Raw genomic sequence first — 22,516 nt, forward strand, 5'->3', positions numbered from 1 at the left:
ACGTGATGCCATCCTTTCCCCGGTGGACGTCGCGGTACCCGTTAGGGAAACATTCAAGCGGCTGCGTCGTTACACCGGACAGATGTCGCAGATGTGGCCGTCTTTAGGGTCTTAGAGGGGAAGCCGGTTTATGGGTGAGCGTATGCTGCGCGGCAGCCGTCTCGGCGCGATCAGCTACGAGTCCGATCGCAACACCGAGCTCGCGCCGCGGCAGACCAGGGATTACGTCTGCGAGCGCGGGCACCGTTTCGAGGTGCCCTTCGCCGTGGACGCCGAAGTTCCGTCGACGTGGGAGTGCCGCCTGGACGGCACCACCGCCCGGCTGGTGGACGGTTCGGAGCCGGAGGCCAAGTCTGGCAAGCCTCCGCGCACGCACTGGGACATGCTCCTGGAGCGCCGCAGCGTCGACGATCTGGAGGAGATCCTCAACGAGCGTCTGGAAGAGGTCCGCGCGCGTCGCGGCAAGGCCTAAGACGGCCTGATTACCCGCTTCCTTCGACGGGGCCGTGGTCACTTCGGTGACCGCGGCCCCTCGTTGTCCTCACGGGGGCCGTCGACGATCTCGCCTTCCAGGACCTCACCGTCGATGACGTCGTGGGGCCCGCTCTCATCGGGCATCCCCGCCTCGGTGCGCACCCGGCGCGGCCCGAACATCGCACCCATCTGCCCCGAGGGCAACCGCGAGGCCAGCAGCCTCTCGGCCAGCGGCCGCAGCAGCGCCCGCGTCGGCGGGAACACGCACAGCAGCCCCAGGACATCGGAGATGAACCCCGGCACCAGCAGCCCGATGGCGCCGACGAACGCGATCGTCCCATCGACGATGGTGCGCCCGGGCGGGCGCCCCTCACGGGCGTCCTCGGCATAGGCGCGGAAGGCCTTGGCGCCGAAGTAGCGCATCAGGCTCGCCCCGGCGAAACCGGTGACCAGCGTCAGCAGGATCGTCCAGCCGATCCCGATCCAGCGCGCGACGAGGATGTAGACGACCAGTTCGCAGATCACCAGCAGCGATCCGAACGGGAAGCGGCGCCGCCGCCGGACGGGCCCGGTCATCGCCGCGCCTTGTCCTTACCGCCGAACAGCGACGCGACCTGCCCCGCACGGTGCTTCACACCCCACGAACCCACCCGCAGCAGCGCCTCGCGCACGATCGAGCCGCCCATCTTGGACGCGCCGCGCTCGCGCTCGGCGAAGGTGATGGGGACCTCCACCACCCGCAGGCCCGCGCGCACCGCCCGCCAGGTGAGGTCGATCTGGAAGCAGTACCCGGCCGAGGCCACCGTGCCCAGGTCGAACTTGTCGAGGGCGTCCAGGCGGTAGGCGCGGTACCCGGCGGTGGTGTCGCGCACCGGCACGCCCAGCAGGATGCGGGTGTAGAGGCTGCCGCCGCGCGACAGCAGCAGCCGGTGGGCCGGCCAGTTGACGACCTTGCCGCCGGGGACGTAGCGGGAGCCGATGACCGCGTCGGCCTCGCCCAGGGCGTCCAGGAGGCGGTGGAGCTGCTCGGGGGCGTGGGAGCCGTCGGCGTCCATCTCGACCACGACGTCGTAACCGTGCTCGCGGGCCCAGGCGAAACCGGCCAGGTAGGCCATGCCCAGGCCCTCTTTCCCGGCCCGGTGCAGCACGTGGACGTTGGCGTCGGCGGCGGCCAGGCCGTCGGCGATGTCGCCGGTCCCGTCGGGGCTGTTGTCGTCGGCGACGAGGATGTGCGCCACCGGCACCGCCGCGCGCGTGCGCGCCACGATGGACTCGACGTTGTCCTTCTCGTTGTAGGTGGGGATGATCACCAGGACCTTGCCGATGCGCGGATAGTCCTCACCGGCCGGTGTGGTCGTCACGAATTCCCCTCCAGGTTCATCTCACGCCGAGGTGCCCACGCGGCGGCGGCGCAGCACGACCGCGGCCACCACGATCGCCACCGCACCGGCGGCGATCAGCAACTCTGGAAGCATACCGAGCAGGTGAGCGGGGGTGACGCCGTCACCGAGGCGCACCGCGCGCGACATCGCCGCCCGCGTGTTGAACTCGGTGGCCTCGTGCACCGTCCCGTCGGCGTCGACGTAGGCCGACACGCCCACCGTGGACGCCATCAGGGCGCTGCGCCCGTGCTCCACCGCCCGCAGCCGCACCATCGCCAGCTGCTGCTGGGCCTCGGCGTTGTTGAAGGTGGCGTTGTTGGTCTGCACCGCGATCAGCTCCGCGCCGGTGTCGACGGTCTCGCGGACCACGTCGTCGAAGGCGATCTCGTAGCAGATCACGTCGCCGACCTTCACCCCGCCGATGTCGACCACGCCCGGCTCGGTGCCCGGGGCGAAGTTGCCGGCGATCTTGACCTTGTCGGTGATCTTCTCCACCAGGTCCCGAAACGGCACCTGCTCCACGAACGGCACCAGGTTGCGCTTGACGTAGCCCACGCGCGGCTCCTGACCGGCGTAGACCACCAGCCCGGAGTTCCGCGAGCGCCCGTCGGGGCCCTTGACCAGCGCGCCCACCAGGATCGGCGCCTTGATGACCGCCGCGGCGTTGTCGATGATCGCCTTGGCGTCGAGGTTGCGCACCGGGTCGATGTCGGAGGAGTTCTCCGGCCAGATCACCAGGTCCGGCTGCGGCTCGCTACCGCGCGCGACCCGCCCGGCCAGCTCGATGGTGGCCTCGGCGTGGTTGTTGAGAACCTGCAGCCGCTGCGCGTTGAAGTCCAGGCCCAGGCGTGGGACGTTGCCCTGCACGATCGCCACTACCGCCTCACGCCCACCCGGCGTCGAGGTCGGCACCACCAGCCCCGCCAGGACCAGCAGCACCGCCGCGGCGGCGAACGCCGTCACCTTCCCCCAGCCGATGTGCCGCCACCGCCACACCGCGCACAGCAGCAACCCGCCCGACAGGGCCGTCACGAACGTCACCAGCGGCGCGCCGCCCAGCCACGCGAAGGCCAGCAGCGGCGAATCGGCCTGCGCGAAGGCCAGCCGCCCCCACGGGAACCCGCCGAAGGGGAACCGGTCGCGCACCGCCTCCATGCCCACCCACAAGGCGGCCGTACCCACCGGCCACGTCCAGTGCCAGCGGTCGAAGACCCGGCCGCCACCGGCGGTGAAGGCACCCAGCATCCCCACGAACACCGCCTGCAGGGTCGCCAGCAGCAACCACGGCCAGGCGCCCACCTGCGTACCCGTCCAGTCCAGCAACGGCACGAACAGCGCCCAGCCGGCCACCGTGCCCAGCCCGAAACCGGCCCAATGCCGCTGCCGGTGCACCGCCGCGCCCAGCCCCGCCACGCACAACGGCGCCAGCCACCACAGCCCGATCGGCGGGAACGACAGCCACAGGCCCAGGCCCGATACCAGCGCCAGGCCGTAGGCGACCGGCAGACGCAACCGCGCGCGTCCCCTCCGGTCGCGCCCGCGCCACCACGGCCCGGCCGCTTCAGTTGCCGTGACCGTGCCCGGATCCACAGACGTGGCCGCCACAGGCGCTCCCGCGTGTCGTTGAGGTGAAGGGTCCAGCAAGTATCACCGACGCCCGCCGGATACGGCGAAGGGGCGTGGCAGCCACCACGCCCCTCGCGTTCCCAGGCCCTTTCGGCGGGTGATCGACGCACGTCACACGACACGACCTTCGGACCAATTCGGAACCGGCCGGCTGCCAAACCCCGAACTGTTGTCTACTGGCCGATCGCGCGACCTGCGATCCTCACCTCACGGCGACCGTCTCGCACCGCCCCGCCGACCCCCGCGCGCTGAGCCTGGCCGCCGGCGGTGATGCGGCCGACCACCACCGATTGCCCAGTCTGCGAAGGAACGAAGCGAGCCGAGCCGCCCCCGATTACGGACAAGGCAACGGTAAGGCGTCCCATACGGGGGCTGTCAACCGGGTCCGGGAAATCCACCCGAGATTGACACCCGCCACACCCGTCTCACACCCCACCCAGGCACCCCGCCAGCAACCGCGCCGCCGCGCCCGGCAGCACCTCCGCCAGCAGACCCGCCGCCGCCAGCACGTACCGCGCGTCCACCGTCACCGACGGCGACACCGGCAACGGCCACCCACCGGCCCCATCGGCGATCGCCGAGCGCACCACGCCCACACCACGACCCGCCCGCGCGTGCCGCAACGCCCCACCCGAACCCACCACCAGGGCCACCTGACGCAGGTCCTTGCCACCCCGAAACGGCCCGTCGGGACCGTCCAGGCGCTCCCCCCGGGCATGGCGGCGCAACGCCACCGTGATCGCCAAAGCCGCCAGCCGCTCATCGACGGCCGCCTCGGCCCCATCGGCGGGCAGGAACCCCGGATCGGCCGCCCGGACCGCCACGGCCGCCGCCAGCCCGTCGGCCTCATCGGGGGTCAGCAGCTTCTCCCCCAGGGCCGCCTCGACCACACCGGGGGCGTTCCAGCGCATCCCCAGATCACCCTCCACCGTCCGCGCCCGCCACTGCGTACCGGCCACCTCCGCGCGCGGGCCCAGCAGCTCGGCGTCCGGCGTCAGCACCGAGTACACATCCGTGGTCGCACCCCCCACGTCCACCAGCAGCAGATCACCCCGCCCGGGCACCTCACCGTGGCCGTCAGCCAGCAACTCCACCCCGCGCAACACCGCGTCGGGAGTCGCCGCGCGCACCATGCGCGTGAACTCCTCCCCCGCCGACAGCCGCTTCCCGGCGATCACATGCGTCAAGAACGCCTCACGCAGCGCCTCACGCGCCTCCTGCGGCCGCAACCGCCCGATCCGGGGCAGCACGTTGCCCACCGACCGCACGCTCAGCCCCGCCCGCGTGAGGATCCCCTCCACCTCCGGCGCGGCCTTCGCGTTGGCCGCCAGCACCACCGGCACCCGCAACCGCGCCTCGGCCCCGGCCGCCTCCGCCAGCTGACGCGCGTGCTCCAGCAGCACCGTGGCGTCCCCGCCGTCGGTACCACCCGCCAGCAGGATCGTGTCCGGGACCGTCTCGGCGATGCCCGCGACATCGGCCGCCGACAGCGCCCCCGCGGCCACCCGCACGATCCGCGCACCCGCCGACAACGCCGCCCGGTGCGCCGCGGTGGCCGTCACCAGGGGCTCATTGCCGATCACCGCGCACGTCAGGCCACCACCGGCCGAGGAGCACACCAGCGTCCCCGACACCCCCACACCCGCCGGGAGCCGCGACTCCAGCACCGCCCGGGCCGCCCCCAGCCCCTCCAGCACATCGGTGCCCACCGTCGTGGGATGGGCCGCGGTGGCGTACAGCTCACCGGTGACCTCATCGACCGCCGCGACCTTGGTGTACGTCGAACCCACGTCGGCGCACACCACCGCAGAAGCGCTCATGCCTTCACGCCTTCGGCGGAACGACCACGGTCCCCGTGGCACTGGTGGCCAGGATCGGCGGATCGCACACCTCCGCCGCCGACTCGCCCAGATCCGGGCGGCCACGGCAGATCACGTGCACCGAGAAACTGATCCGCCGCGAGCGCGTGCCGACCTTCGTCAGCACCGCCGTGGTCTCGATGACGTCCCCCGCCCGCAGCGGAGCGTGGAACTGCACGTCCGAATACGACGCGAACAGGCCCTCGTCACCGTCGGAGCGGATGCACAACTCGGTGGCCACGTCACCGAACAACCCCAACCCGTAGGCCCCGTCCACCAGGTTCCCGGCGTAGTGGGCATGGCTGTAGGGGATGTAACGGCGGTGGGTGACGGTCAGTCCCTCAACGGCGCTCACGCCACGGGCTCCTTCGGTCGGCTCGCCAGCGCGTGGACGAGATAGGAAGCGACGTCACCGGGAGTGGTGCCGCGCGCGAAGATCCGGTCGACGCCCAGCTCGCCGGCCATGGTCTCGTCGAAGCGCGGGCCCCCGACGATCAGCAGCGGCCGCTCGGTGGGCCCGAAGGCCTCCCGGAACGCCGCCGACATCTCCCTGGTGTTGTGAAGATGCGCGTCGCGCTGGGTCACCACCTGCGACACCAGCACCGCGTCGGCGCCCTCGTCCACCGCCCGGTTCACCAGGTCCGGCACCGGCACCTGCGCGCCCAGGTTGACCACCCGCAGCTCCCGGTAGTACTCCAGGCCCTTCTCACCCGCGATGCCCTTGATGTTCAAAATCGCGTCGATGCCCACCGTGTGCGCGTCGGTGCCGATGCAGGCGCCCACCACCACCAGCTTGCGGCCCAGGTTCTCCTTCACCGCGGTGTTCACCTCCTTGCTCGACAGCAAGGGGTAGTCGCGCTCGATCACGTTGACCTCGGACAGGTTCACCAGATGGTTCACCGACCCGTACACCACGAAGAACGTGTGCGCGGTGCCCATCTGCTTGGCATGAACCAGCATCGCCGGGTCCATGCCCATCTTCTGCGCCAGCTGCACCGCCGCGCCCTCGGCGCGCTTGTCGTGCGGCACCGGCAGCGTGAACGACACCTGCACCATCCCGTCACCGGTGGTGTCACCGTAGGGACGCACGATCTTGGGACTGTCGCCCATCACCCTTCACCCCCGTCGAGGATCTCCACCGCCGGGTTGAAGTAGTCACCCGCACGCTTCTCCACACCGTCCAGGCCGCGCCCGCCATCGGCCGGGCGCTTCATGATCCCGAAGGTGCCCTCGCCGATGGCCTGCAGCAGACCGTCGTCGCAGATCTTCTCCAGCAACTCCACCGCCTCGCACAGCACCAGATTCGCCCGCGAGTCGATGAACCCGCCCGCCGGCGGATGGAAGTCCTCGGCCAGCCCACCGCACGCGTTCAGCACGTAACGCACGTTCTGCAGCGCCAGGTCGCGATCCGACAGCCACGGCGTCACCACCGCCTCGGTCATCATCCCCACCAGCAGGATCCCCTGCCCGGTCATCGAACCCACCAGGTTGAAGAACCCGTCCAGCAGATAACCCCGGAACACGTCACCGGTCATGTGCTTGGTCGGCGGCATCCACTTCAGCGGCGCGTCGGGGAACAGCTCCCGCGCCAGCAGCGCGTGCGCCAGCTCCAGCCGGAACGAATCCGGCAGATCCGGGTTGATCTCGAAGGCGTGCCCCAGCCCCAGCAGCTCATCGGGCAGCCCCGCCTCATGCGCGAAGAACTCGTTCAGCAACTGCGACACCGTCACCGTGTGCGCCGCCTCCACCGCGTCGGCGGTGGTCAGGTAGTTGTCCTCACCGGTGTTGATGATGATCCCCGCCCGCGAGTGCACCTGCCGCGAGAACCGCTGGTCCACGAACGTCCGGATCGGGTTGATGTCACGGAACAAGATCCCGTACATCGAGTCATTGAGCATCATGTCCAGCCGGTTCAAACCCGCCAGCGCCGCGATCTCCGGCATGCACAACCCCGACGCGTAATTCGTCAGCCGGATGTAACGCCCCAGCTCACGCGAGGTCTCATCCAGCGCCGCCCGCATCAGCCGGAAGTTCTCACCCGTGGCATAGGTCCCCGCGAAACCCTCACGCGTGGCGCCCTCGGGCACATAGTCCAGCAGCGACTGACCCGTCGAACGGATCACCGCGATCACGTCCGCGCCCGCCCGCGCCGCCGCCTGCGCCTGCGGGATGTCCTCATAGATGTCACCCGTGGCCACGATCAAATAGATCCACGGACGCTGCTGCGGGTCACCGATCTCGGCGACCATCCGCTCCCGCTCCACCCGCTTGGCGTCCACGACCTCCAGGCCGTGCGAGACCGCCGCCCGCGCGAGCTTGCGCGCCTCGGCGTCCGCACGCCCGTCGGGAACGGTGAACCGCACCGCCCCCGACGCCGCCTTCTGCGCCAGCGCCACCAGATCCGAATGGCCCTCACTGGCCAGCGCGTGGAACACCGGCGCCGCCACACCGTGCGCGACACCAACGTCCTCACGCACCGCGTCGACCAGCCGGTTCACCCACGGGATCCCATCCGGATCGGCACCCGCCAGACCCGCCAGCCGCAGCGTCGCCCGCTCCACCGACACCGTCGTATGACTCCGCGCGATATCGACCACCGGCTGACCCGCGCGACGGGCCAGACCCCTCGCCCGCGCCACCACATCGGCGTCCAAACGCAACCGCGGCTGATGCGCCACTACCTCACTCCTCCACGAAAATCGTGCGCCCCGCCAACACAGTGCGCACACACGACGGCGCCACCCGGGGATCCGGCAGATCCGCCGAACGGTGCTCCCACACCGCCAGCGTCGCCGGAGCACCCGGAACCAGCACCCCCGCCACGTCATCCCCCATCGCACGCCAGCCACCACGCGTGGCCGCCGCGAACGCCGACTTCAGCGACAACCGCTGCGCCGGATTGTGATGCCACACCGCCGCGGCGACCCCACCCCACGGATCACACGGCGTCACCGGAGCGTCCGAACCGAACGCCAGCGGCACACCCACACCCGCCAGCGAAGCGAACGGATTCGCCGCCAGCGCACGCTCCTTACCCAACCGGCGCGCGTACATCGCGTCCGGCCCACCCCAGGCCGCGTCGAACGCCGGCTGCACACTCGCGTGCAGACCGAACGCCACGAAACCCGCGATCAGCTGCTTGTCCAGCAACTCCGCGTGCTCCACACGGTGCCGCATACCCCGCACCGCCTCCACACCCACCTGCTGCGCGGCCGCGCCCACACCCGCCACCACGTTCGCGATCGCCTGATCCCCGATCGCGTGGAACCCACCCTGGATCCCGTGCCGGTGACAGTCCAGGATGTGGTTCTCCACATCCTCGGCCGACAAGTACGCGTGCCCCAGCGTGTCGGCGTCGACGTAGGCCTCCCGCAACGCCGCCGTGTGCGCGCCGATCGACCCGTCCACCGACAGGTCACCGCCACACGCGTGCGCGCCCAGATCCCGCGCCTTCTCCGCCGCGCACAACTCACCCCAGTAACCCACCACGCGCGGGACGTCCTCCTCGCGCGACAGCCTCAGCAGCGCGGCGAACTCCCGCTCGGGCACCGAGGTCCCCGCCAGGCCGATGCCGCACTCGTGCAGCGCCGCCACGCCCAGGCTCGCCGCCCGGCCCAGCGCCGCGCGCTGGAACTCCGCGCGCTGCCCGTCGGTCACCGACTCGGCCGCCGCGGCCCGGTAGGACTTGTGCGAATGCAGCGTCAGCGGGCCCTCGGCGGCGAAACCCTCCTTGGCCGCGTACTCCGGATGCGCCGCCCGCAGGGCGGGCGAGGCCAGGCCCTGATGCCCGCACACCCGCGACAGGTAGGCCTTGCGGCCACCGGTGGCGCGGTCGAGCTCGGCGAGGGTGGGCAGCCGCGGATCGGCCCAGGTCGACTCGTCCCAGCCGTGCCCGGCCACCACCGCGTCACCCGGCAGATCCCGCACGTGCGCGGCGACCCGCTCCAGCAGGTCGGCCGCCGAAGAGGTACCGGCGAGGTTGAGGCCGATCAGGTCGGCGCCCAGGCCGGTGATGTGGGCGTGGGCGTCGACGAACGCCGGGGTGACCAGGCGTCCCTCCAGCTCCACGATCACGTCCGACTGGGGCGCGTCGGCGTCGGCGCCCAGCCACGAGATCACACCGTTGTCGTCGACCTGTAGCGCCGTCGCCGCCGGAGCGGCCGGGGAGAGGATGTGCCCACCGCGGTAAAGAGTCGTCATGAGTGCCTAGTCTCGACCAGGCGGCGCTCGAACAACGAACGCACCCCCGCCGAGGAACGCAGCAGCCGCAGGGCCAGCTCCGCGTGACCCGGGGTGTACCCGTTCCCGATGAGCATCCGCACGTCGGCCGCCAGGCCCTCCGCACCCAGCGCCGCCGCCGGGAACGAGGTCGCCATCGAGAAGAAGATGACCGTGCCGCCCTCGGCGGTGGCCAGCACCGCGCCGTGCTCGCAGCCGGGCACGTCCACGCACACCACCGTCACGTCGGCCAGGCCGCCCACCGAGGACACCGCCTCGGCCGTGGCCACCGGGTCCGTCGCGTCGGCCACCACCACCGAGTCGGCCAGACCCGCCTCGGCCAGCAGCTTCGCCTCACCCGGATTGGGCACCAGGCCCGTCAGCCGGCCCGCGCCCGAGGCCCGCGCCGCCGCCAGCGACAGCGCGCCGCTCTTGCCCGCCGCGCCCAGCACCGCCACATGCGGCGCCCGGCCGGTATTGGCCGCGTACTCCTCCACCACCCGCGCGGTCATCGCCGGGGCACCGCACACGTCGAAGACCGCCAGCGACAGGTCCGCCGGAAGGTCATCGGGCAGAACCGCCGCGATCGAGCGCGCGAACAGCACCGCGTGCCCCTCGGCCGGGACCTGCTCACTCGTGCCGTCCCAGCGCGCCAGCCCATCGGTGATCACCAGCGGCGTCAGCGTCAGCGACACCAAGGTCGCCACCCGCTGCCCCACCCGCAGGCCCAGCGGGGAGTCCGGGCCGACCGCCTCGACCGTCCCGATCAGCATCCCACCCGAACCGGTGTCCGGATTGTGCATCTTCCCGCGCTCGGCGACGATGCGCAGCACCTCATCGCGCACCTGTCCACCGTCCCCGCCGAACTTGACGGAGAGCTGACGGAAGCTGGCCGCGTCCAGGTTGAGGCGCTCGACGCGGATGCGGACCTCATCGGCGGCGATCTCGCCGCGCGCGTCGAGCTTCCACGCCGCCTGCGGCAGCACCCCCGAAGGTTCCAGCACCCGGTGCAGACCCACAGGTGACGAGGGGGTTTCCGACATCGCTCCTCCTTGAGCACGGGTGAAGATCCCCAGCAGGATAGCCGAAGATTCTCCGGCGGGGTAGCTTGACATCAGGAGGGTTTCCGCTAGTAGCCTCTCGTGAATCGCGTATCTCAATGCCGAGGAGGCGTTAACGTGTCTTTGACGGACGGCACCGGACCGACGGTCATGGAGCAGCCGTACATCTACCGGCGCGCCGAACTCGCCGAGCCCGACTGGCGGCGCTTCCCCGGCTGGCGCGACGTGACCACCGAAGAGTGGGAGTCGGCGCAGTGGCAGCGCGTCAACTGCGTGAAGAACATCAAGCAGCTGCACGCCCTGCTCGGCGAGCTCGTCGACGAGAGCTTCTACAAGGACCTCGCCGACGACCAGGAGCACCTGGCGACGATGTCGATGCTGGTCCCGCCGCAGATGCTGAACACCATGGTCGTGGAATCCCCCGGTGACACCCCCGGCGCGTGGACCGAGGCCTTCTACGCCGACCCCGTGCGGCGGTACATGATCCCGGTGGCCTCCGACCGCCGGCGCGACTGGCCGTCCCACCCCTACGCCACCCGCGACTCGCTGCACGAGCACGACATGTGGGTCGCCGAGGGTCTCACCCACCGCTACCCGACCAAGGTGCTGGCCGAGCTGCTGTCCACGTGCCCGCAGTACTGCGGGCACTGCACGCGCATGGACCTCGTCGGCAACTCCACCCCCACGGTGGACAAGCTGAAGCTGACCTTGAAGCCCAAGGACCGCTACGACGCCATGATCGACTACCTCCAGGCTCATCCCGGGGTGCGCGACGTGGTGGTCTCCGGCGGCGACGTGGCCAACGTGCCGTGGAAGAACCTTGAGAGCTTCCTGACCCGGCTGCTGGACATCGACACCGTCCGCGACATCCGCCTGGCCACCAAGGCCCTGGCGGCGCTGCCGCAGCACTGGCTCCAGGACGACGTGGTGGAGGGCCTGGGCCGCGTCGCCCAGACCGCCCGGGCGCGCGGGGTCAACCTCGCCATCCACACCCACGTCAACCACGCCCAGTCGGTGACGCCGCTGGTGGCGCGCGCGGCTCGCGCGGCGCTGGACGCCGGCGTCCGCGACGTGCGCAACCAGGGCGTCCTGATGCGCGGTGTCAACGACAGCACCAAGGCGCTGCTGGACCTGTGCTTCGCGCTGCAGGGCGAGGCGAACATCCTGCCGTACTACTTCTACATGTGCGACATGATCCCCAACGCCGAGCACTGGCGGACCTCGCTGGCCACCGCGCAGGCCCTGCAGACCTCGATCATGGGTTACCTGCCCGGCTACGCCACTCCCCGCATCGTGTGCGACGTGCCCTTCGTGGGCAAGCGGTGGGTGCACCAGGTGTCGCGTTACGACGCCGAGCGCGGGGTGTCCTACTGGACGAAGAACTACCGGACGTCGATCGAGATGGCCGACCCCGAGGCCCTGATCCGCGAGTACCCGTACTACGACCCGATCGACACCCTCCCCGAGGCGGGCCAGGCCCACTGGCGCGCCGAGCACATCCCGGCGCAGGTGGCCAGTGAGGCGCGCGAGGCGGCGGCGCTGTCGCGGGCGGCCTCGCTCTAGCGAAGCGCGAAAGGGCCGGAAGACGCTATGTCTTCCGGCCCTTTTCAGCTCCAGGTGCGGGTGCGGTTGACCGTCTCGGATCACCCCCACGCTTGTGGGAACCGGTATCGCCGTAACTGGGCCGGAGTGAGCTCGGCTCCGGGCACGGTACCTCCGCAGGGGCGCTGATCGCCGCGCCGTACCGCCTCAGGCCGCGACGCGCTCCAGCTGGGCGGCCACGGCGTCCCGGTCGGCCAGGAACCACACGTGGCGGCCCCGGTTCGACTCGCGCACCAGGTCGCGGAAGGCGTCGCTGGCCTCGATGTGCGCGCTGACGTCGCCCAGCACGATCAGCCCGGCCCGGTACTGCACGAACTTCTGCATGATCCCCCCGGCCACGCCCGTGCGGAGCGTGAAGAAGTCCGCGCTCAGTCGCTCCACCGGCACCGCCACCCAGTCGGCGCCGCGGCCGTAGTTGGCGGCGATGAGGTCGACGGCCGAGCGCTCGTCGGTCACCGCGTCGCCCTCGGGATCGCAGAAGAGCACTCCCACGCCGTGCAGGGTCTCCACGATGTCGCTCATTGCCGCTCCTTCAGATAGGTGTCGATGATGGCCAGAACTCCCGCCGCCCGGCCCGGCCCGCCCAGGACCAGGATCTTCATGCTCCGGCGCGCCTCGTCGAAGACCGTCTCCACGCGCAGGGGCTCGTCGACGTCGGGCGGCCCGGCGATGGCGGCCATCAGCATGTCGGCCGCCCGACGCATCTCCACGGCGTCGATGCCGTCGACGCGGACCACCGCCGACACGTCGATCAGCCGGGGTTCCGGCTCCGGCGACGGGCGCCCGGTGAAGGCGTCGAGGTCCTCGCGCGCGACGCGGTAGCTCTTGCCGATGCGCGCGGCCTTCAGCCGGCCGTCCCGCACGTAGGCGCGAACGGTCTTGACGTGCAGGCCGAGCAGATCGGCGACCTGCTCCACGGAATACAACTCCGCCACGAGAGACTCCTCGAAAGTTCCCCATCACTCCCCTACGGACGATACACGCACCCTCATAGGGAAGGAAGCAGATAGCGAGCCGGGACACCCTTCTCTTTGGAGAAGGGTGTGAAGCCTGTGCCGGGATCCTGGCGGTATGGGGATTCGAACATAACACTCCATTATCGAGTAAGTGTGTTCTGGGGTTCGAATCATGCTCCCATCCGTCCCTTTTCTCCGCCGGTGTTGCCGGATCGGCAATAATCCTCGCCCCGGCGCCCCTCCGCGGCGATGCTGGTGGCGTGAGCGAGCATGGAACGCCGATGACGTCCGAGGCCGCGCACTTCTGGGAGGAGCGCTACGCCACCCGCCCGAAGGTGTGGTCGGGCCGGGCCAACCCTCCCCTGGCCGCCGCGATCGCCGGGCTGAAGCCGGGGCGCGCCCTCGACCTGGGCGCCGGTGAGGGCGGCGACGCCGTCCACCTGGCCGCACTGGGCTGGCACGTGACCGCCGTGGACATCTCCCCCACCGCGCTGGAGCGCGTCCGCGAGCACGCCGCCGATGCGGGCGTGGGCGGGCGCGTGGTCACCGAACGCCACGACCTCGCCGTGTCGTTCCCCGACGGCGAGTTCGACCTGGTCGCGGCCCTCTACCTGCAGACGCCATTCGTGTTCCCGCGCGACGAGGTCCTGCGGCGGGCGGCCGGCGCGCTGGCGCCGGGCGGGACGCTGCTGGTGGTCGAGCACGGCTCGGACCGGCCCTGGGGCTGGAACCGCGAGGACCCCTACCCCACGCCCCGGGAGATCTTCGACGGCCTCGACCTGGACCCGGCGGTGTTCGAGGCGGCGCGGCTGGACACCCCGTCCAGGGAGGCGAGCGGCCCGGACGGCGAGACGGCGGTCGTCACCGACACCGTCGTCGCCGTCCGGCGGCGCTAGTGCTCAGGCGCCGGGCGCCTTGGTGACCCGGCGGCCGCCGAGTCCCTCCAGTGGACGGTCGGCGAGCATGGTGTGCTCGCGGCGGGTCTCGGCCAGCCGCTGGGGGTCGAGGTCGGCGGCGGCGATGCCCTCGGTGTCGTCGTCGACGCGGGCCAGGACGCGTCCCTCGGGGTCGTAGATGGCGCTGCCGCCGCCGAAGGCCCACGGGTCGCTGCCGCCGACGGCACCGGCGAAGACGGTGTAGAAGGTGTTGTCCAGGGCCCGCGCGGCGTGGTACAGGTCGCGGCGGTGGCCTCCCCCGGTGAGGTAGGCGCCGCCCACGACGTAGGCGTGGGCTCCGTCGGCGGCGGCGGCGCGGGCGTGCTCGGGGAAGCAGGCGTCGTAGCAGATGCCCAGGCCCAGGTTCCAGCTGGCGAGCTCGACGCTGCCGCCCTGGTCGCCGCGGGTGTAGAGGGCGTTCTCCTCGTCCCAGACCTGCTGCTTGTGGTAGACGTCGTGCACCAGGCCGTAACGGTCGATCAGCAGCTGCGCGATGTGGCGTTCACCGTCGCGGCGGACGCTGGCTCCCATGAGGACGCTCAGGTGGTGGTGCTGGACGATCTCGCGCAGCGGGTCCAGGCGCGTGTCGGCCACGAGGTGCTCGCCGTCGGCCTCGACGTCGCAGCCGTCGGGGTCCTCGGCCAGGACGCCGAGGTGGTAGCCGGGCAGGAACAGCTCGCCGAAGACGACCAGGTCGGCGCCCTCGTTGTCGGCGCGGTCGACGAACTCGACGGCCTTGGCCACGTTGGCCGCGAGGTCGCCGGGGGTCGAGGCGGCCTGCGCCACGGCGACCCGCAGATCGGTGGAGGGTGCGTTCGGGACCGGATCTTCGCTCATGAGGCGATGATGACACGCTCGGTCGAGGCCGTTCGGGGACCGTGTGTCGGGCTAGGACGCGGCGGGGTAGTCGACGCCGTTCTGGAGCAGGCTGAGGCAGGTGTCGATGCGCGCGGCGACGCCGGCGCCGCCGGTGGCCGCCCGCGGGGAGTGGACGCCGACGTGTGTGGCGGTGACGATGAGCGCGGCGACGAGTTCGGGGCGGATGTCGGCGGCGGGGTCGACGCCCATGCGCTCGGCGATGAGGGCGACCACGCGTCCGGACTGGATGACCTGGCGCTGCGCGGAGAGGGCGCAGAGGCGGTCGTCGGTGGCGATGACCTCGCGCAGTTGCTCCATGCGGTCGATGTCGATGCCGAAACCGCCGTCTTCGAGGCGGGCCAGGACCTGGGCCATGGCCTTGCGGACGGCGGCGACGACGGGCAGGTGGGCGGGCTGGCGGTGCCAGGCCTCGTAGACGGCGTCCCAGACGCGGTCCTGGATGTCGAGGACGACGTCCTCTTTGGAGCCGAAGTAGCGGAAGAACGTGCGCGGGGACACCTCCACCGCATCCGCGATCTGGTCCACCGTGGTCGATTCGTAGCCTTGTTCGATGACCAGGGTGTAGGCGGCCTCGATGAGCGCGTCGCGGGTGCGCCGCTTCTTGCGCTCGCGCAGGCCCGCGGCGTCCGCGGCGCCACCGTCGGCGGTGACGGAGGGGCGCGGGTCGTCGGTGGTCATGGCCGTCATGGCCGGATCCTATCGCCGTTCAGGGGTGGTGGCGGGGGTCCGTTTCCCTTCCGTATGACGATTGACACATTCTGACATTAGTCAGTTGACGTCTCTTGGCAGTCTCTGACAGTTTCTCCGAGTAGGCACCATCGACCCCGCGGAGAGACGCCCATGACCAGCGCCGTGCTCGACCAGAAGAGTCCGTCCCCTCCTCCCCCGCCCGGCCGCGCCGGTAAGGGCAGCCCCTGGCTCACGATGCTCGCCGTGGCCCTCGGTGTGATGGTGGTGGGCCTGGACGCCACCGTCGTCTCCATCGCCAACCCGAAGATCGCCGAGCACTTCAAGGCCGACCTGTCCGACCTGCAGTGGGTGACCAACGGCTACCTGCTGGCCCTGGCCGTCCTGCTGATCCCCGCCGGGAAGCTGGCCGACCGCTTCGGCCGCAAGAAGATCTTCCTGATCGGTGTCGTCGCCTTCACCCTGGCGTCCATGGGCGTCGGCTTCGCCAGCTCCATCGGCATGGTCATCGGCTGGCGCGTCGTCCAGGGCATCGGTGGAGCACTGCTCCAGCCGGCCGCGCTGGCCATCATCCGCAACACCTTCCCCGCCGAGAAGCTGAACATGGCCATCGGCCTGTTCAGCGCGACCGTCGGCCTGTCCATCGCCTCCGGCCCGGTCGTGGGCGGTCTGCTGGTGGAGCACGCCGACTGGCGCTGGGTGTTCTTCGTGAACGCGCCGGTGGCCGTGGTCGGCCTCTTCGTGGGCGTGTGGGTGATCCGCGAGTCGCGCGACGAGGAGTCCGACGGGTCCTTCGACCTCACCGGCATCGTCCTGCTCATCGGCGCGCTGTTCGGGCTCGTGTGGGGCCTGATCAAGGCGCAGGAGTACGGCTTCGGCGACAAGACGCCGATCATCTCCTTCATCGCCGCCGGCGTGCTGTTCGTGCTCTTCTTCATCCGCGAGGCGATGGCGCGCAAACCGCTGCTGCCGCTGGCGCTGTTCAAGTCGCTGCCCCTGTCCATCGGCACCCTGCTGATGATCGGCGGCTTCTTCGCGATGTTCGGCAGCCTGTTCTTCCTCATGCTCTGGATGCAGAACGTGCACGGCATGAGCCCCATCGAGGCCGGTGTGCGCGTCCTGCCGATGACCGGCGTCATGCTGCTCGCCTCTCCCCTCGCCGGCCTGCTGACCCAGAAGTTCGGGCCCCGCCCGCCCCTGGTGATCGGCATGCTGACCCTGGCGGGCTCGCTGTACGCGTTCTCCCGCTTCGAGGTCGAGACGACCTACTCGGCGATCTGGCCGTGGCTGACCCTCTTCGGCGTGTCCTTCAGCCTCGTCATGGTCGCCGGCACCGAGGCCATCATCGGCAACGCGCCCGCCCGCCTCGCCGGCATCGCCGGCGGGCTCCAGCAGACCGCCGGACAGCTCGGCGGCGTCCTGGGCACCAGCATCCTGGGCGTCCTGCTGGTCAACCGCGTCGGCGACGTCCTCGCCCCCGACCTGATCAAGGCCGGCGTCCCCGAGCAGATGGCCAACGCGCCCGAGCTCGCCCAGGCCATCCCGTTCGTGGCGCAGGGCATCGCGCCGATCAACGAGAAGGTCCCGGTGGAACTGCACGCCCCCATCACCACCGGCGCCCACAACGCCTTCATGGAGGGCTTCTCCCACAGCCTCACCGTCGCGGCGATCGTCGCCGTCGCCGGCGCGGTGGCCGCACTGCTGGTGCGCAAGGGGCAGGGCTCCGGCGGTGGCGTCGTCCACATGTGACGGAGTGGTTCGAGGAGGCCCGCGCGGGTTCGCGCGGGCCTCCTCGCTTTCGGGGATCGCGGAGCCGGACGGGGATTCGAACGTAACTAGCTCTTATCTATCGGGGGCACCTTGGGGTTCGAACCGTGCTCCCGCGCCGACGGCGGGACGCGCGGCCGCCGGCGCGGGGTGCGCCGACCCCTCTACCCCCGCGACGAGATCTGCTGGATCGACCAGCCGTTCCCGTCGGGGTCGTCGAAGTGCACGAACCCGATGTTGTCCAGCTCGGTGTCGTCGCTCGCGCGCTCGAAGCCGTTCGCCCCGTAGACCTGCACCGCGCTGACGCCGACGCCGCGGTCCTGGAGTTCCTTGTGAGCGGCGCGTAGGTCGTTGACCACGAGCTGGAGGCCTTTGAGGCTGCCGGGGGTCATGGTGGTGAGGGTGTCGCTGACGACGATGGAGCAGCCGGAGCCCGGCGGGGTCAGCTGGACGATGCGGGGGCCGTGGGGTTCGTTGCTGACGTCGTGGTCGAGGTTGAAGCCGAGGCGTTGCGAGTAGAACTCCTTGGCGCGTTCGACGTCGGTGACGGGTACGACCACGACTTCGAGGGTCCAGTTCACGGTGGCGTCCTTCCGCTCGGCGATTGTCGCCTCATTGTGGACGCCCGGTGCGACGTTTTCAGAGGTTCGCGGCGTATCCGATGGCCTCGGCGACGGTGGCGGCGGTGCGGGTGGGGGCCAGGCCCGGGAGGGTCCAGTCGCGGCCGAGGTGGATCCACACCGAGGACAGGCCCAGGGCGTGGGCGCCGGCGATGTCGGCGTCGTCGCGGTCGCCGATGACCCAGGCGCCGTCGAGGGAGGCGCCGATGGAGGCCGCGGCGGCGTGGAAGATGGCGGGCGCGGGCTTCTTGGCGCCGACGCCCTCGCTGACCGTCCAGCCGTCGACGAGGACGTCGAGCCCGGCGTTGCGGATCTTTCCGGTCTGCTGGTCGACGAGGCCGTTGGTGACGATGACGACGCGGTGACCGGCGGCGCGCGCGGCCTGGAGGGCGGCACGGGTCTCGGGGGTGATGACGGCGTGCTCGCGGGCGCCCTTGCGCAGGAACGCCAGGACGCCCTCGGGGTCCAGGCCGTAGCGGGCGGCGACGGTCGAGGCCACTGTCGGACGGTCCGTATAGCCTGAATCGTCGAGCTCCATGACCCAGTCGACATCGGACGCGGGCAGCCCGTGCGCGTCCAGGAAGATCCCGGTGCCGCGGCGGAAGGCGGCGTCGCGGTCGATGAGGGTGTTGTCGAGGTCGATCAGGAGCAGGGTCACGACCGTGAGTGTGACAGCGGTCGGCAAGTCGTACGTACGGATTGCATCCCGGTCCGGCAGGTGGGACGATCGGATGCACACGGAGGAACGGGAGGGCGACCAAGAGTGCCACGGGTGAGTCAAGACCATCTGGACGCGCGCCGTCGGCAGATCCTGGCCGGGGCGCGGGCCTGTTTCGCCCGCCACGGCTACGAGGGCGCCACCGTGCGCCGCCTGGAGCAGGAGATCGGCCTGTCCCGGGGCGCGATCTTCCACCACTTCCGCGACAAGGACTCGCTGTTTCTGGCCGTGGCCGAGGACGACGCGGCCACCATGGTCGCCACCGTCGCCGAGAACGGCCTCGTGCAGGTCATGCGCGACCTGGCCGCCTCCGCCCACGAGCCCGAGACCGCCGGATGGCTGGGCAGCCAGCTGGAGGTCTCCCGCAGGCTGCGCACCGACCCCGAGTTCGCCGCCCGCTGGGAGCAGCGCTCGGCGGCCATCGCCGAGGCCACCCGCGAGCGCCTGGAGCGCCAGCGCGAGGCGGGGATCCTGCGCGACGACCGTCCCATCGAGGTGCTCCAGCAGTTCCTGGAGCTGGCCTACGACGGACTGGTCCTGCACCTGGCGATGGGCCGCGACGCCAAGGACATCGAGCCGATCCTGGGCCTGATCGAGGAAGCCGTCCGCCGCCGCGCCCAGTGAATCGACCATCTTAAGATCATCTATGCGATACCTTGTGGACCGTGCCGCGTTCACAGTGGACCGCAGTCGCAGCATTGGCCCTGGCCGTCGCGCTACTCCCCCTGCCCGCGCACGCCGCCGAGGCCGCCGACCTCCGCTTCACCCCTGAGCGCGCCGACCGGTCCCTACTGGACGCCCTGGACGCCGCCCTCCCGAACACCTCGGTGAGCGCGCTGCTGGACGGCGCCAACCGCACCGGCCACGCCTGCGACGCCCCCGTGGCCGCCCTCGCCGCGTCCTTCTGCTGGAACGACGCCGACGCCGCCACCCCCGGCTGGATGCCCCAGGGCGTCACCACCTCCGCCGACGCCACCGGCACCCCCGACTACGACGGCCGCGAGACGATGATCGTCAGCTGGTACGACACCGCCGACGGCGGGGCCACCGACAAGGGCGTGCGGCTGAGCTTCGTCGACCTCACCGATCCCACCGCGCCCCGCTACCGGCACGTCCTGCTCGCCGAGCCGGTGTGGCGCGACGGCGAGGCGACCTTCGAGCCCGTGCGCGTCCACGCCGGGGGCATCGCCTGGTACGGCGACCGCCTGTACGTCGTCGACACCTGGAACGGCGTCCGCGTCTTCGGCCTGGACCATCTCTGGCGCGTGGGCGCCGACCTGCCCGGCGCCTTCGGCCGCCAGGACGACGGGACGTTCCAGGGGCGCGGCTACTCCTACGTGCTCGCCCAGACCGCCATGTACCGCCACACCGCCACCGGGGACGCCCCCGAGCTGCGGCTGTCCTTCATCTCCGTCGACCGCGGACCCGAGGACGCCCTCCTCCTCGGCGAGTACGCCGACTCCCCCGGCGCCGCCCGCCTGGCGCGCCTGCCGCTGGCCGCCGACGGCCTGCCGCGCGAAGGCGAGGACGGCGTGGCGCGGGCCGACGGGGTGTGGACGCCGGGCCTGGCGACCGCGCAGGGCGCGGTGGCCGTCGGCGACCGGTTCCTGCTGTCGGTCAGCGACGGCGACGGCGACCGGGACGGCGGCGAGCTCGCGGTGTGGCGGCCGGGCGAGGCGCCGGTGGTCGGCTTCGACGTGCTCCCGCAGGGCCCGGAGTCGTTCTCGTACTGGCCGTCGCGGGACCGGGTGTGGTCGGCGAGCGAGCCGCCCGGGCGGCGCTACGTGTACGCGTTCAGCCCACCGTCGTGACGACCTCGTCGCCACCGGCCCGCTGCGCACTGGAGTCTTCGGTTCGCTGCGCGGCCCCATCCTCGGTTCGCTGCGCGAACTGGGTCCGATACAGGTCGGCGTACATGCCTCCGGCGGCCACGAGCTCCTCGTGCGTGCCGCGTTCGGCGACGCGGCCCTGGGCCAGCACGATGATCTGGTCGGCGTCGCGGACGGTGGACAGCCGGTGGGCGATGACGAGGGCGGTGCGCCCGGCGAGGGCCTCGGTGAGCGCGGTCTGCACCGCCGCCTCGGATTCGGAGTCGAGGTGGGCGGTGGCCTCGTCGAGGATGACCACGCCGGGCGAGCGCAGCAAGAGCCGGGCGATGGCCAGGCGCTGCTTCTCGCCGCCGGAGAAGCGGTAGCCGCGCTCCCCCACCACGGTGTCGAGGCCGTCGGGGAGGGTGTGGACGAGGGGTGCGATCTGGGCGCGTTCGAGGGCGCGCCACACGTCGTCGTCGGCGACGTCGCCGAGGCCGTAGGCGAGGTTGGCGCGGATGGTGTCGTGGAAGAGGTGGGCGTCCTGGGTGACGACGCCGATCTCGGCGCGCAGGGAGGCGGCGGTGGCGTGGCGGACGTCGACGCCGCCGACGAGGACGGCGCCGCCGGTGACGTCGTAGATGCGGGGCACGAGCATGGAGGTGGTGGTCTTGCCGGCTCCGGAGGGGCCGACGAGGGCGACGAGCTGTCCGGGTTCGACGGTGAAGCTGACGCCGTTGAGGACGGGTTCGTTGACGCGCTGGTCGAGGGTGGCGACTTCTTCGAGGGAGGCCAGGGAGACCTCGGCGGCGGAGGGGTAGCGGAAGTGGACGTCGCGGAACTCGACGCGTCCGCTGCCGCGCGGGACGTCGACGGCGTCGGGGGCGTCGCGGATGGGGGGTTCGAGGTCGAGGATCTCGAAGACGCGCTGGAAGCTGACCAGGGCGCTCATGACGTCGACGCGGACGTTGGACAGGGCGGTGAGGGGCCCGTAGAGGCGGGTGAGGAGCAGCGCGAGGGTGACCACGGTGCCGGCGGAGATGGTCTTCTCGAAGGCGAGCCAGCCGCCGAGGCCGTAGGCGAGGGCCTGGGTGAGCCCGGCGGTGACGGTGAGGGCGACGAGGAAGACGCGGCCGTACATGGCGGTGGTGACGCCGATGTCGCGGACGCGCCCGGCCTTGGCGGCGAAGGCGTCGATCTCCTCTTCGGGGCGGCCGAAGAGTTTGACGAGGAGGGCGCCGCCGACGCCGAAGCGCTCGGTGGTCTGGGCGTTCATGCTGGCGTTGAGGTCGAAACCCTCTTTGGTGAGGGCGGCGAGTTTGCGGCCGAAGAAGCGGGCGGGCAGGACGAAGAGGGGCAGCATCACCAGGGACAGGACGGTGATCTGCCAGCTCTGCCCGATCATCACCGCGAGGGTGAGGGAGGCGGCGATGGTGTTGCTGGCGACGCCGGAGAGGGTGGAGGTGAAGGCTCGCTGGGCGCCGAGGATGTCGTTGTTGAGGCGGGAGACCAGGGCGCCGGTCTGGGTGCGGGTGAAGAACTGGATGGGCATGCGCTGGACGTGGCCGAAGATGCCGCGGCGCAGGTCGAAGATGATGCCCTCGCCGATGCGGGCGGAGAACCAGCGGTCGGCCAGTGAGAGCGCGCCGTCGACGATGGTGAGGGCGGCGATGATGATCGCCAGGCGCAGGACGACGCCGAAGGTCCCGCCGTCGGTGATGGCGTTGACCACGTGCCCGGCGAGGACGGGGATGGCCACGCCGATGCCGGAGGACAGCACGACGGTGGCGAGGAAGACGGCGATCTTCCACTTGTAGGGCGTGGCGAAGCGCAGGATTCGCCGCAGTGTTCCCTTGGTGAGTTTGACCCCCGCGAGTTTGGCGCGATCGGGTCTGACCATCGCGAAGTGACCGCGCATCATCGC

22 protein-coding genes are annotated in these 22,516 nt (G+C 71.1%); 6 read left to right on the forward strand and 16 right to left on the reverse strand.

All coding sequences use genetic code 11. The features are described 5' to 3' along the window. Positions 1-130: 130 nt before the first annotated feature. Complete coding sequence (locus QSK10_RS18045; RefSeq protein WP_285664004.1) at positions 131-472, forward strand: RNA polymerase-binding protein RbpA; 342 nt, start codon at positions 131-133, stop codon at positions 470-472. 38 nt (positions 473-510) lie between these two features. Here QSK10_RS18045 and QSK10_RS18050 read toward each other — a convergent pair whose 3' ends face one another. From QSK10_RS18050 to kdd, 9 genes are all read right to left on the reverse strand, one after another. Next, positions 511-1,050, reverse strand: a complete 540-nt coding sequence (locus tag QSK10_RS18050) for an FxsA family protein (protein WP_285664005.1) — start codon at positions 1,048-1,050, stop codon at positions 511-513. Further along, positions 1,047-1,835 (reverse strand): polyprenol monophosphomannose synthase, encoded by a 789-nt coding sequence (locus QSK10_RS18055; protein ID WP_285664006.1) that lies wholly within the window; start codon positions 1,833-1,835, stop codon positions 1,047-1,049. The genes QSK10_RS18050 and QSK10_RS18055 overlap by 4 nt, the downstream gene beginning before the upstream one ends. Before the next feature lie 21 nt (positions 1,836-1,856). Then, positions 1,857-3,368: an apolipoprotein N-acyltransferase gene (gene lnt, locus QSK10_RS18060; RefSeq protein WP_285664007.1), complete on the reverse strand. Its 1,512-nt coding sequence runs from the start codon at positions 3,366-3,368 to the stop codon at positions 1,857-1,859. A 539-nt stretch (positions 3,369-3,907) separates the two neighbouring features. After that, positions 3,908-5,302 carry a glutamate mutase L gene (locus tag QSK10_RS18065; RefSeq protein ID WP_285664008.1) on the reverse strand — a complete coding sequence of 465 codons (1,395 nt, stop codon included), beginning with the start codon at positions 5,300-5,302 and terminating at the stop codon, positions 3,908-3,910. Positions 5,303-5,306: 4 nt separating this feature from the next. Continuing rightward, positions 5,307-5,696 (reverse strand): 3-aminobutyryl-CoA ammonia lyase, encoded by a 390-nt coding sequence (kal, locus tag QSK10_RS18070; RefSeq protein ID WP_285664009.1) that lies wholly within the window; start codon positions 5,694-5,696, stop codon positions 5,307-5,309. Then, a complete protein-coding gene (gene kamE, locus QSK10_RS18075; RefSeq protein ID WP_285664010.1) occupies positions 5,693-6,451 on the reverse strand; it encodes a lysine 5,6-aminomutase subunit beta in 759 nt (252 codons plus the stop codon). Before kamE ends, kal begins: the two co-directional genes overlap by 4 nt. Next, positions 6,451-8,019 (reverse strand): lysine 5,6-aminomutase subunit alpha, encoded by a 1,569-nt coding sequence (gene kamD, locus QSK10_RS18080; protein WP_285664011.1) that lies wholly within the window; start codon positions 8,017-8,019, stop codon positions 6,451-6,453. The genes kamE and kamD overlap by 1 nt, the downstream gene beginning before the upstream one ends. A 4-nt stretch (positions 8,020-8,023) precedes the next feature. Beyond that, positions 8,024-9,541: an amidohydrolase gene (locus QSK10_RS18085; protein WP_285664012.1), complete on the reverse strand. Its 1,518-nt coding sequence runs from the start codon at positions 9,539-9,541 to the stop codon at positions 8,024-8,026. Continuing rightward, positions 9,538-10,602, reverse strand: a complete 1,065-nt coding sequence (gene kdd, locus QSK10_RS18090; RefSeq protein ID WP_285664013.1) for an L-erythro-3,5-diaminohexanoate dehydrogenase — start codon at positions 10,600-10,602, stop codon at positions 9,538-9,540. Before kdd ends, QSK10_RS18085 begins: the two co-directional genes overlap by 4 nt. A gap of 168 nt (positions 10,603-10,770) precedes the next feature. On the opposite strand from kdd, the gene QSK10_RS18095 reads away from it, so the two are divergent. Next, complete coding sequence (locus QSK10_RS18095) at positions 10,771-12,183, forward strand: KamA family radical SAM protein (RefSeq protein ID WP_285664473.1); 1,413 nt, start codon at positions 10,771-10,773, stop codon at positions 12,181-12,183. 186 nt (positions 12,184-12,369) lie between these two features. On the opposite strand, the gene QSK10_RS18100 is transcribed toward QSK10_RS18095, so the two are convergent. Then, positions 12,370-12,744 (reverse strand): DUF4180 domain-containing protein, encoded by a 375-nt coding sequence (locus QSK10_RS18100; protein ID WP_285664014.1) that lies wholly within the window; start codon positions 12,742-12,744, stop codon positions 12,370-12,372. Beyond that, positions 12,741-13,157 (reverse strand): helix-turn-helix domain-containing protein, encoded by a 417-nt coding sequence (locus QSK10_RS18105; RefSeq protein WP_285664015.1) that lies wholly within the window; start codon positions 13,155-13,157, stop codon positions 12,741-12,743. Before QSK10_RS18105 ends, QSK10_RS18100 begins: the two co-directional genes overlap by 4 nt. Before the next feature lie 281 nt (positions 13,158-13,438). Between QSK10_RS18105 and QSK10_RS18110 the strand changes: the two genes are divergently transcribed. Next, positions 13,439-14,074 (forward strand): class I SAM-dependent methyltransferase, encoded by a 636-nt coding sequence (locus QSK10_RS18110; protein WP_285664016.1) that lies wholly within the window; start codon positions 13,439-13,441, stop codon positions 14,072-14,074. A gap of 3 nt (positions 14,075-14,077) precedes the next feature. On the opposite strand, the gene QSK10_RS18115 is transcribed toward QSK10_RS18110, so the two are convergent. Further along, a complete protein-coding gene (locus QSK10_RS18115) occupies positions 14,078-14,950 on the reverse strand; it encodes a carbon-nitrogen hydrolase family protein (RefSeq protein WP_285664017.1) in 873 nt (290 codons plus the stop codon). 51 nt (positions 14,951-15,001) lie between these two features. After that, positions 15,002-15,679: a TetR/AcrR family transcriptional regulator gene (locus tag QSK10_RS18120; RefSeq protein ID WP_285664018.1), complete on the reverse strand. Its 678-nt coding sequence runs from the start codon at positions 15,677-15,679 to the stop codon at positions 15,002-15,004. A 153-nt stretch (positions 15,680-15,832) separates the two neighbouring features. On the opposite strand from QSK10_RS18120, the gene QSK10_RS18125 reads away from it, so the two are divergent. Then, entirely contained in the window at positions 15,833-17,428 is a 1,596-nt protein-coding gene (locus QSK10_RS18125) for an MFS transporter (RefSeq protein ID WP_285664019.1), read from the forward strand. 182 nt (positions 17,429-17,610) lie between these two features. Here the strand turns inward: QSK10_RS18125 and QSK10_RS18130 are convergent, their stop codons facing one another. Both QSK10_RS18130 and QSK10_RS18135 read right to left on the reverse strand, forming a co-directional pair. Beyond that, positions 17,611-18,027: a glyoxalase superfamily protein gene (locus tag QSK10_RS18130; RefSeq protein WP_285664020.1), complete on the reverse strand. Its 417-nt coding sequence runs from the start codon at positions 18,025-18,027 to the stop codon at positions 17,611-17,613. Positions 18,028-18,085: 58 nt separating this feature from the next. Continuing rightward, positions 18,086-18,724: an HAD family hydrolase gene (locus QSK10_RS18135; protein WP_285664021.1), complete on the reverse strand. Its 639-nt coding sequence runs from the start codon at positions 18,722-18,724 to the stop codon at positions 18,086-18,088. A gap of 105 nt (positions 18,725-18,829) precedes the next feature. Between QSK10_RS18135 and QSK10_RS18140 the strand changes: the two genes are divergently transcribed. Next, positions 18,830-19,408 (forward strand): TetR/AcrR family transcriptional regulator, encoded by a 579-nt coding sequence (locus QSK10_RS18140; RefSeq protein WP_285664022.1) that lies wholly within the window; start codon positions 18,830-18,832, stop codon positions 19,406-19,408. Between the two features lie 41 nt (positions 19,409-19,449). Further along, on the forward strand, positions 19,450-20,595 hold the full coding sequence (locus QSK10_RS18145) for a hypothetical protein (RefSeq protein ID WP_285664023.1): 1,146 nt from the start codon (positions 19,450-19,452) through the stop codon (positions 20,593-20,595). Here the strand turns inward: QSK10_RS18145 and QSK10_RS18150 are convergent. Continuing rightward, positions 20,579-22,510 (reverse strand): ABC transporter ATP-binding protein, encoded by a 1,932-nt coding sequence (locus QSK10_RS18150; RefSeq protein WP_285664024.1) that lies wholly within the window; start codon positions 22,508-22,510, stop codon positions 20,579-20,581. The genes QSK10_RS18145 and QSK10_RS18150 overlap by 17 nt on opposite strands. Positions 22,511-22,516: the final 6 nt, after the last annotated feature.

Origin of the sequence: Actinorhabdospora filicis, from assembly GCF_030269765.1 — a bacterium.
In the GTDB taxonomy this organism is placed as follows: domain Bacteria; phylum Actinomycetota; class Actinomycetes; order Mycobacteriales; family Micromonosporaceae; genus Actinorhabdospora; species Actinorhabdospora filicis.

Excerpts from the sequence above, each read along its gene's own strand:
- QSK10_RS18045 (WP_285664004.1), top strand. The coding sequence starts at position 131 with ATGGGTGAGCGTATGCTGCGCGGCAGCCGTCTCGGCGCGATCAGCTAC.
- QSK10_RS18050 (WP_285664005.1), bottom strand. The coding sequence starts at position 1,050 with ATGACCGGGCCCGTCCGGCGGCGGCGCCGCTTCCCGTTCGGATCGCTG.
- QSK10_RS18065 (WP_285664008.1), bottom strand. The coding sequence starts at position 5,302 with ATGAGCGCTTCTGCGGTGGTGTGCGCCGACGTGGGTTCGACGTACACC.
- kamE (WP_285664010.1), bottom strand. The coding sequence starts at position 6,451 with ATGGGCGACAGTCCCAAGATCGTGCGTCCCTACGGTGACACCACCGGT.
- QSK10_RS18085 (WP_285664012.1), bottom strand. The coding sequence starts at position 9,541 with ATGACGACTCTTTACCGCGGTGGGCACATCCTCTCCCCGGCCGCTCCG.
- kdd (WP_285664013.1), bottom strand. The coding sequence starts at position 10,602 with ATGTCGGAAACCCCCTCGTCACCTGTGGGTCTGCACCGGGTGCTGGAA.
- QSK10_RS18095 (WP_285664473.1), top strand. The coding sequence starts at position 10,771 with ATGGAGCAGCCGTACATCTACCGGCGCGCCGAACTCGCCGAGCCCGAC.
- QSK10_RS18100 (WP_285664014.1), bottom strand. The coding sequence starts at position 12,744 with ATGAGCGACATCGTGGAGACCCTGCACGGCGTGGGAGTGCTCTTCTGC.
- QSK10_RS18115 (WP_285664017.1), bottom strand. The coding sequence starts at position 14,950 with ATGAGCGAAGATCCGGTCCCGAACGCACCCTCCACCGATCTGCGGGTC.
- QSK10_RS18120 (WP_285664018.1), bottom strand. The coding sequence starts at position 15,679 with ATGACGGCCATGACCACCGACGACCCGCGCCCCTCCGTCACCGCCGAC.
- QSK10_RS18125 (WP_285664019.1), top strand. The coding sequence starts at position 15,833 with ATGACCAGCGCCGTGCTCGACCAGAAGAGTCCGTCCCCTCCTCCCCCG.
- QSK10_RS18150 (WP_285664024.1), bottom strand. The coding sequence starts at position 22,510 with ATGCGCGGTCACTTCGCGATGGTCAGACCCGATCGCGCCAAACTCGCG.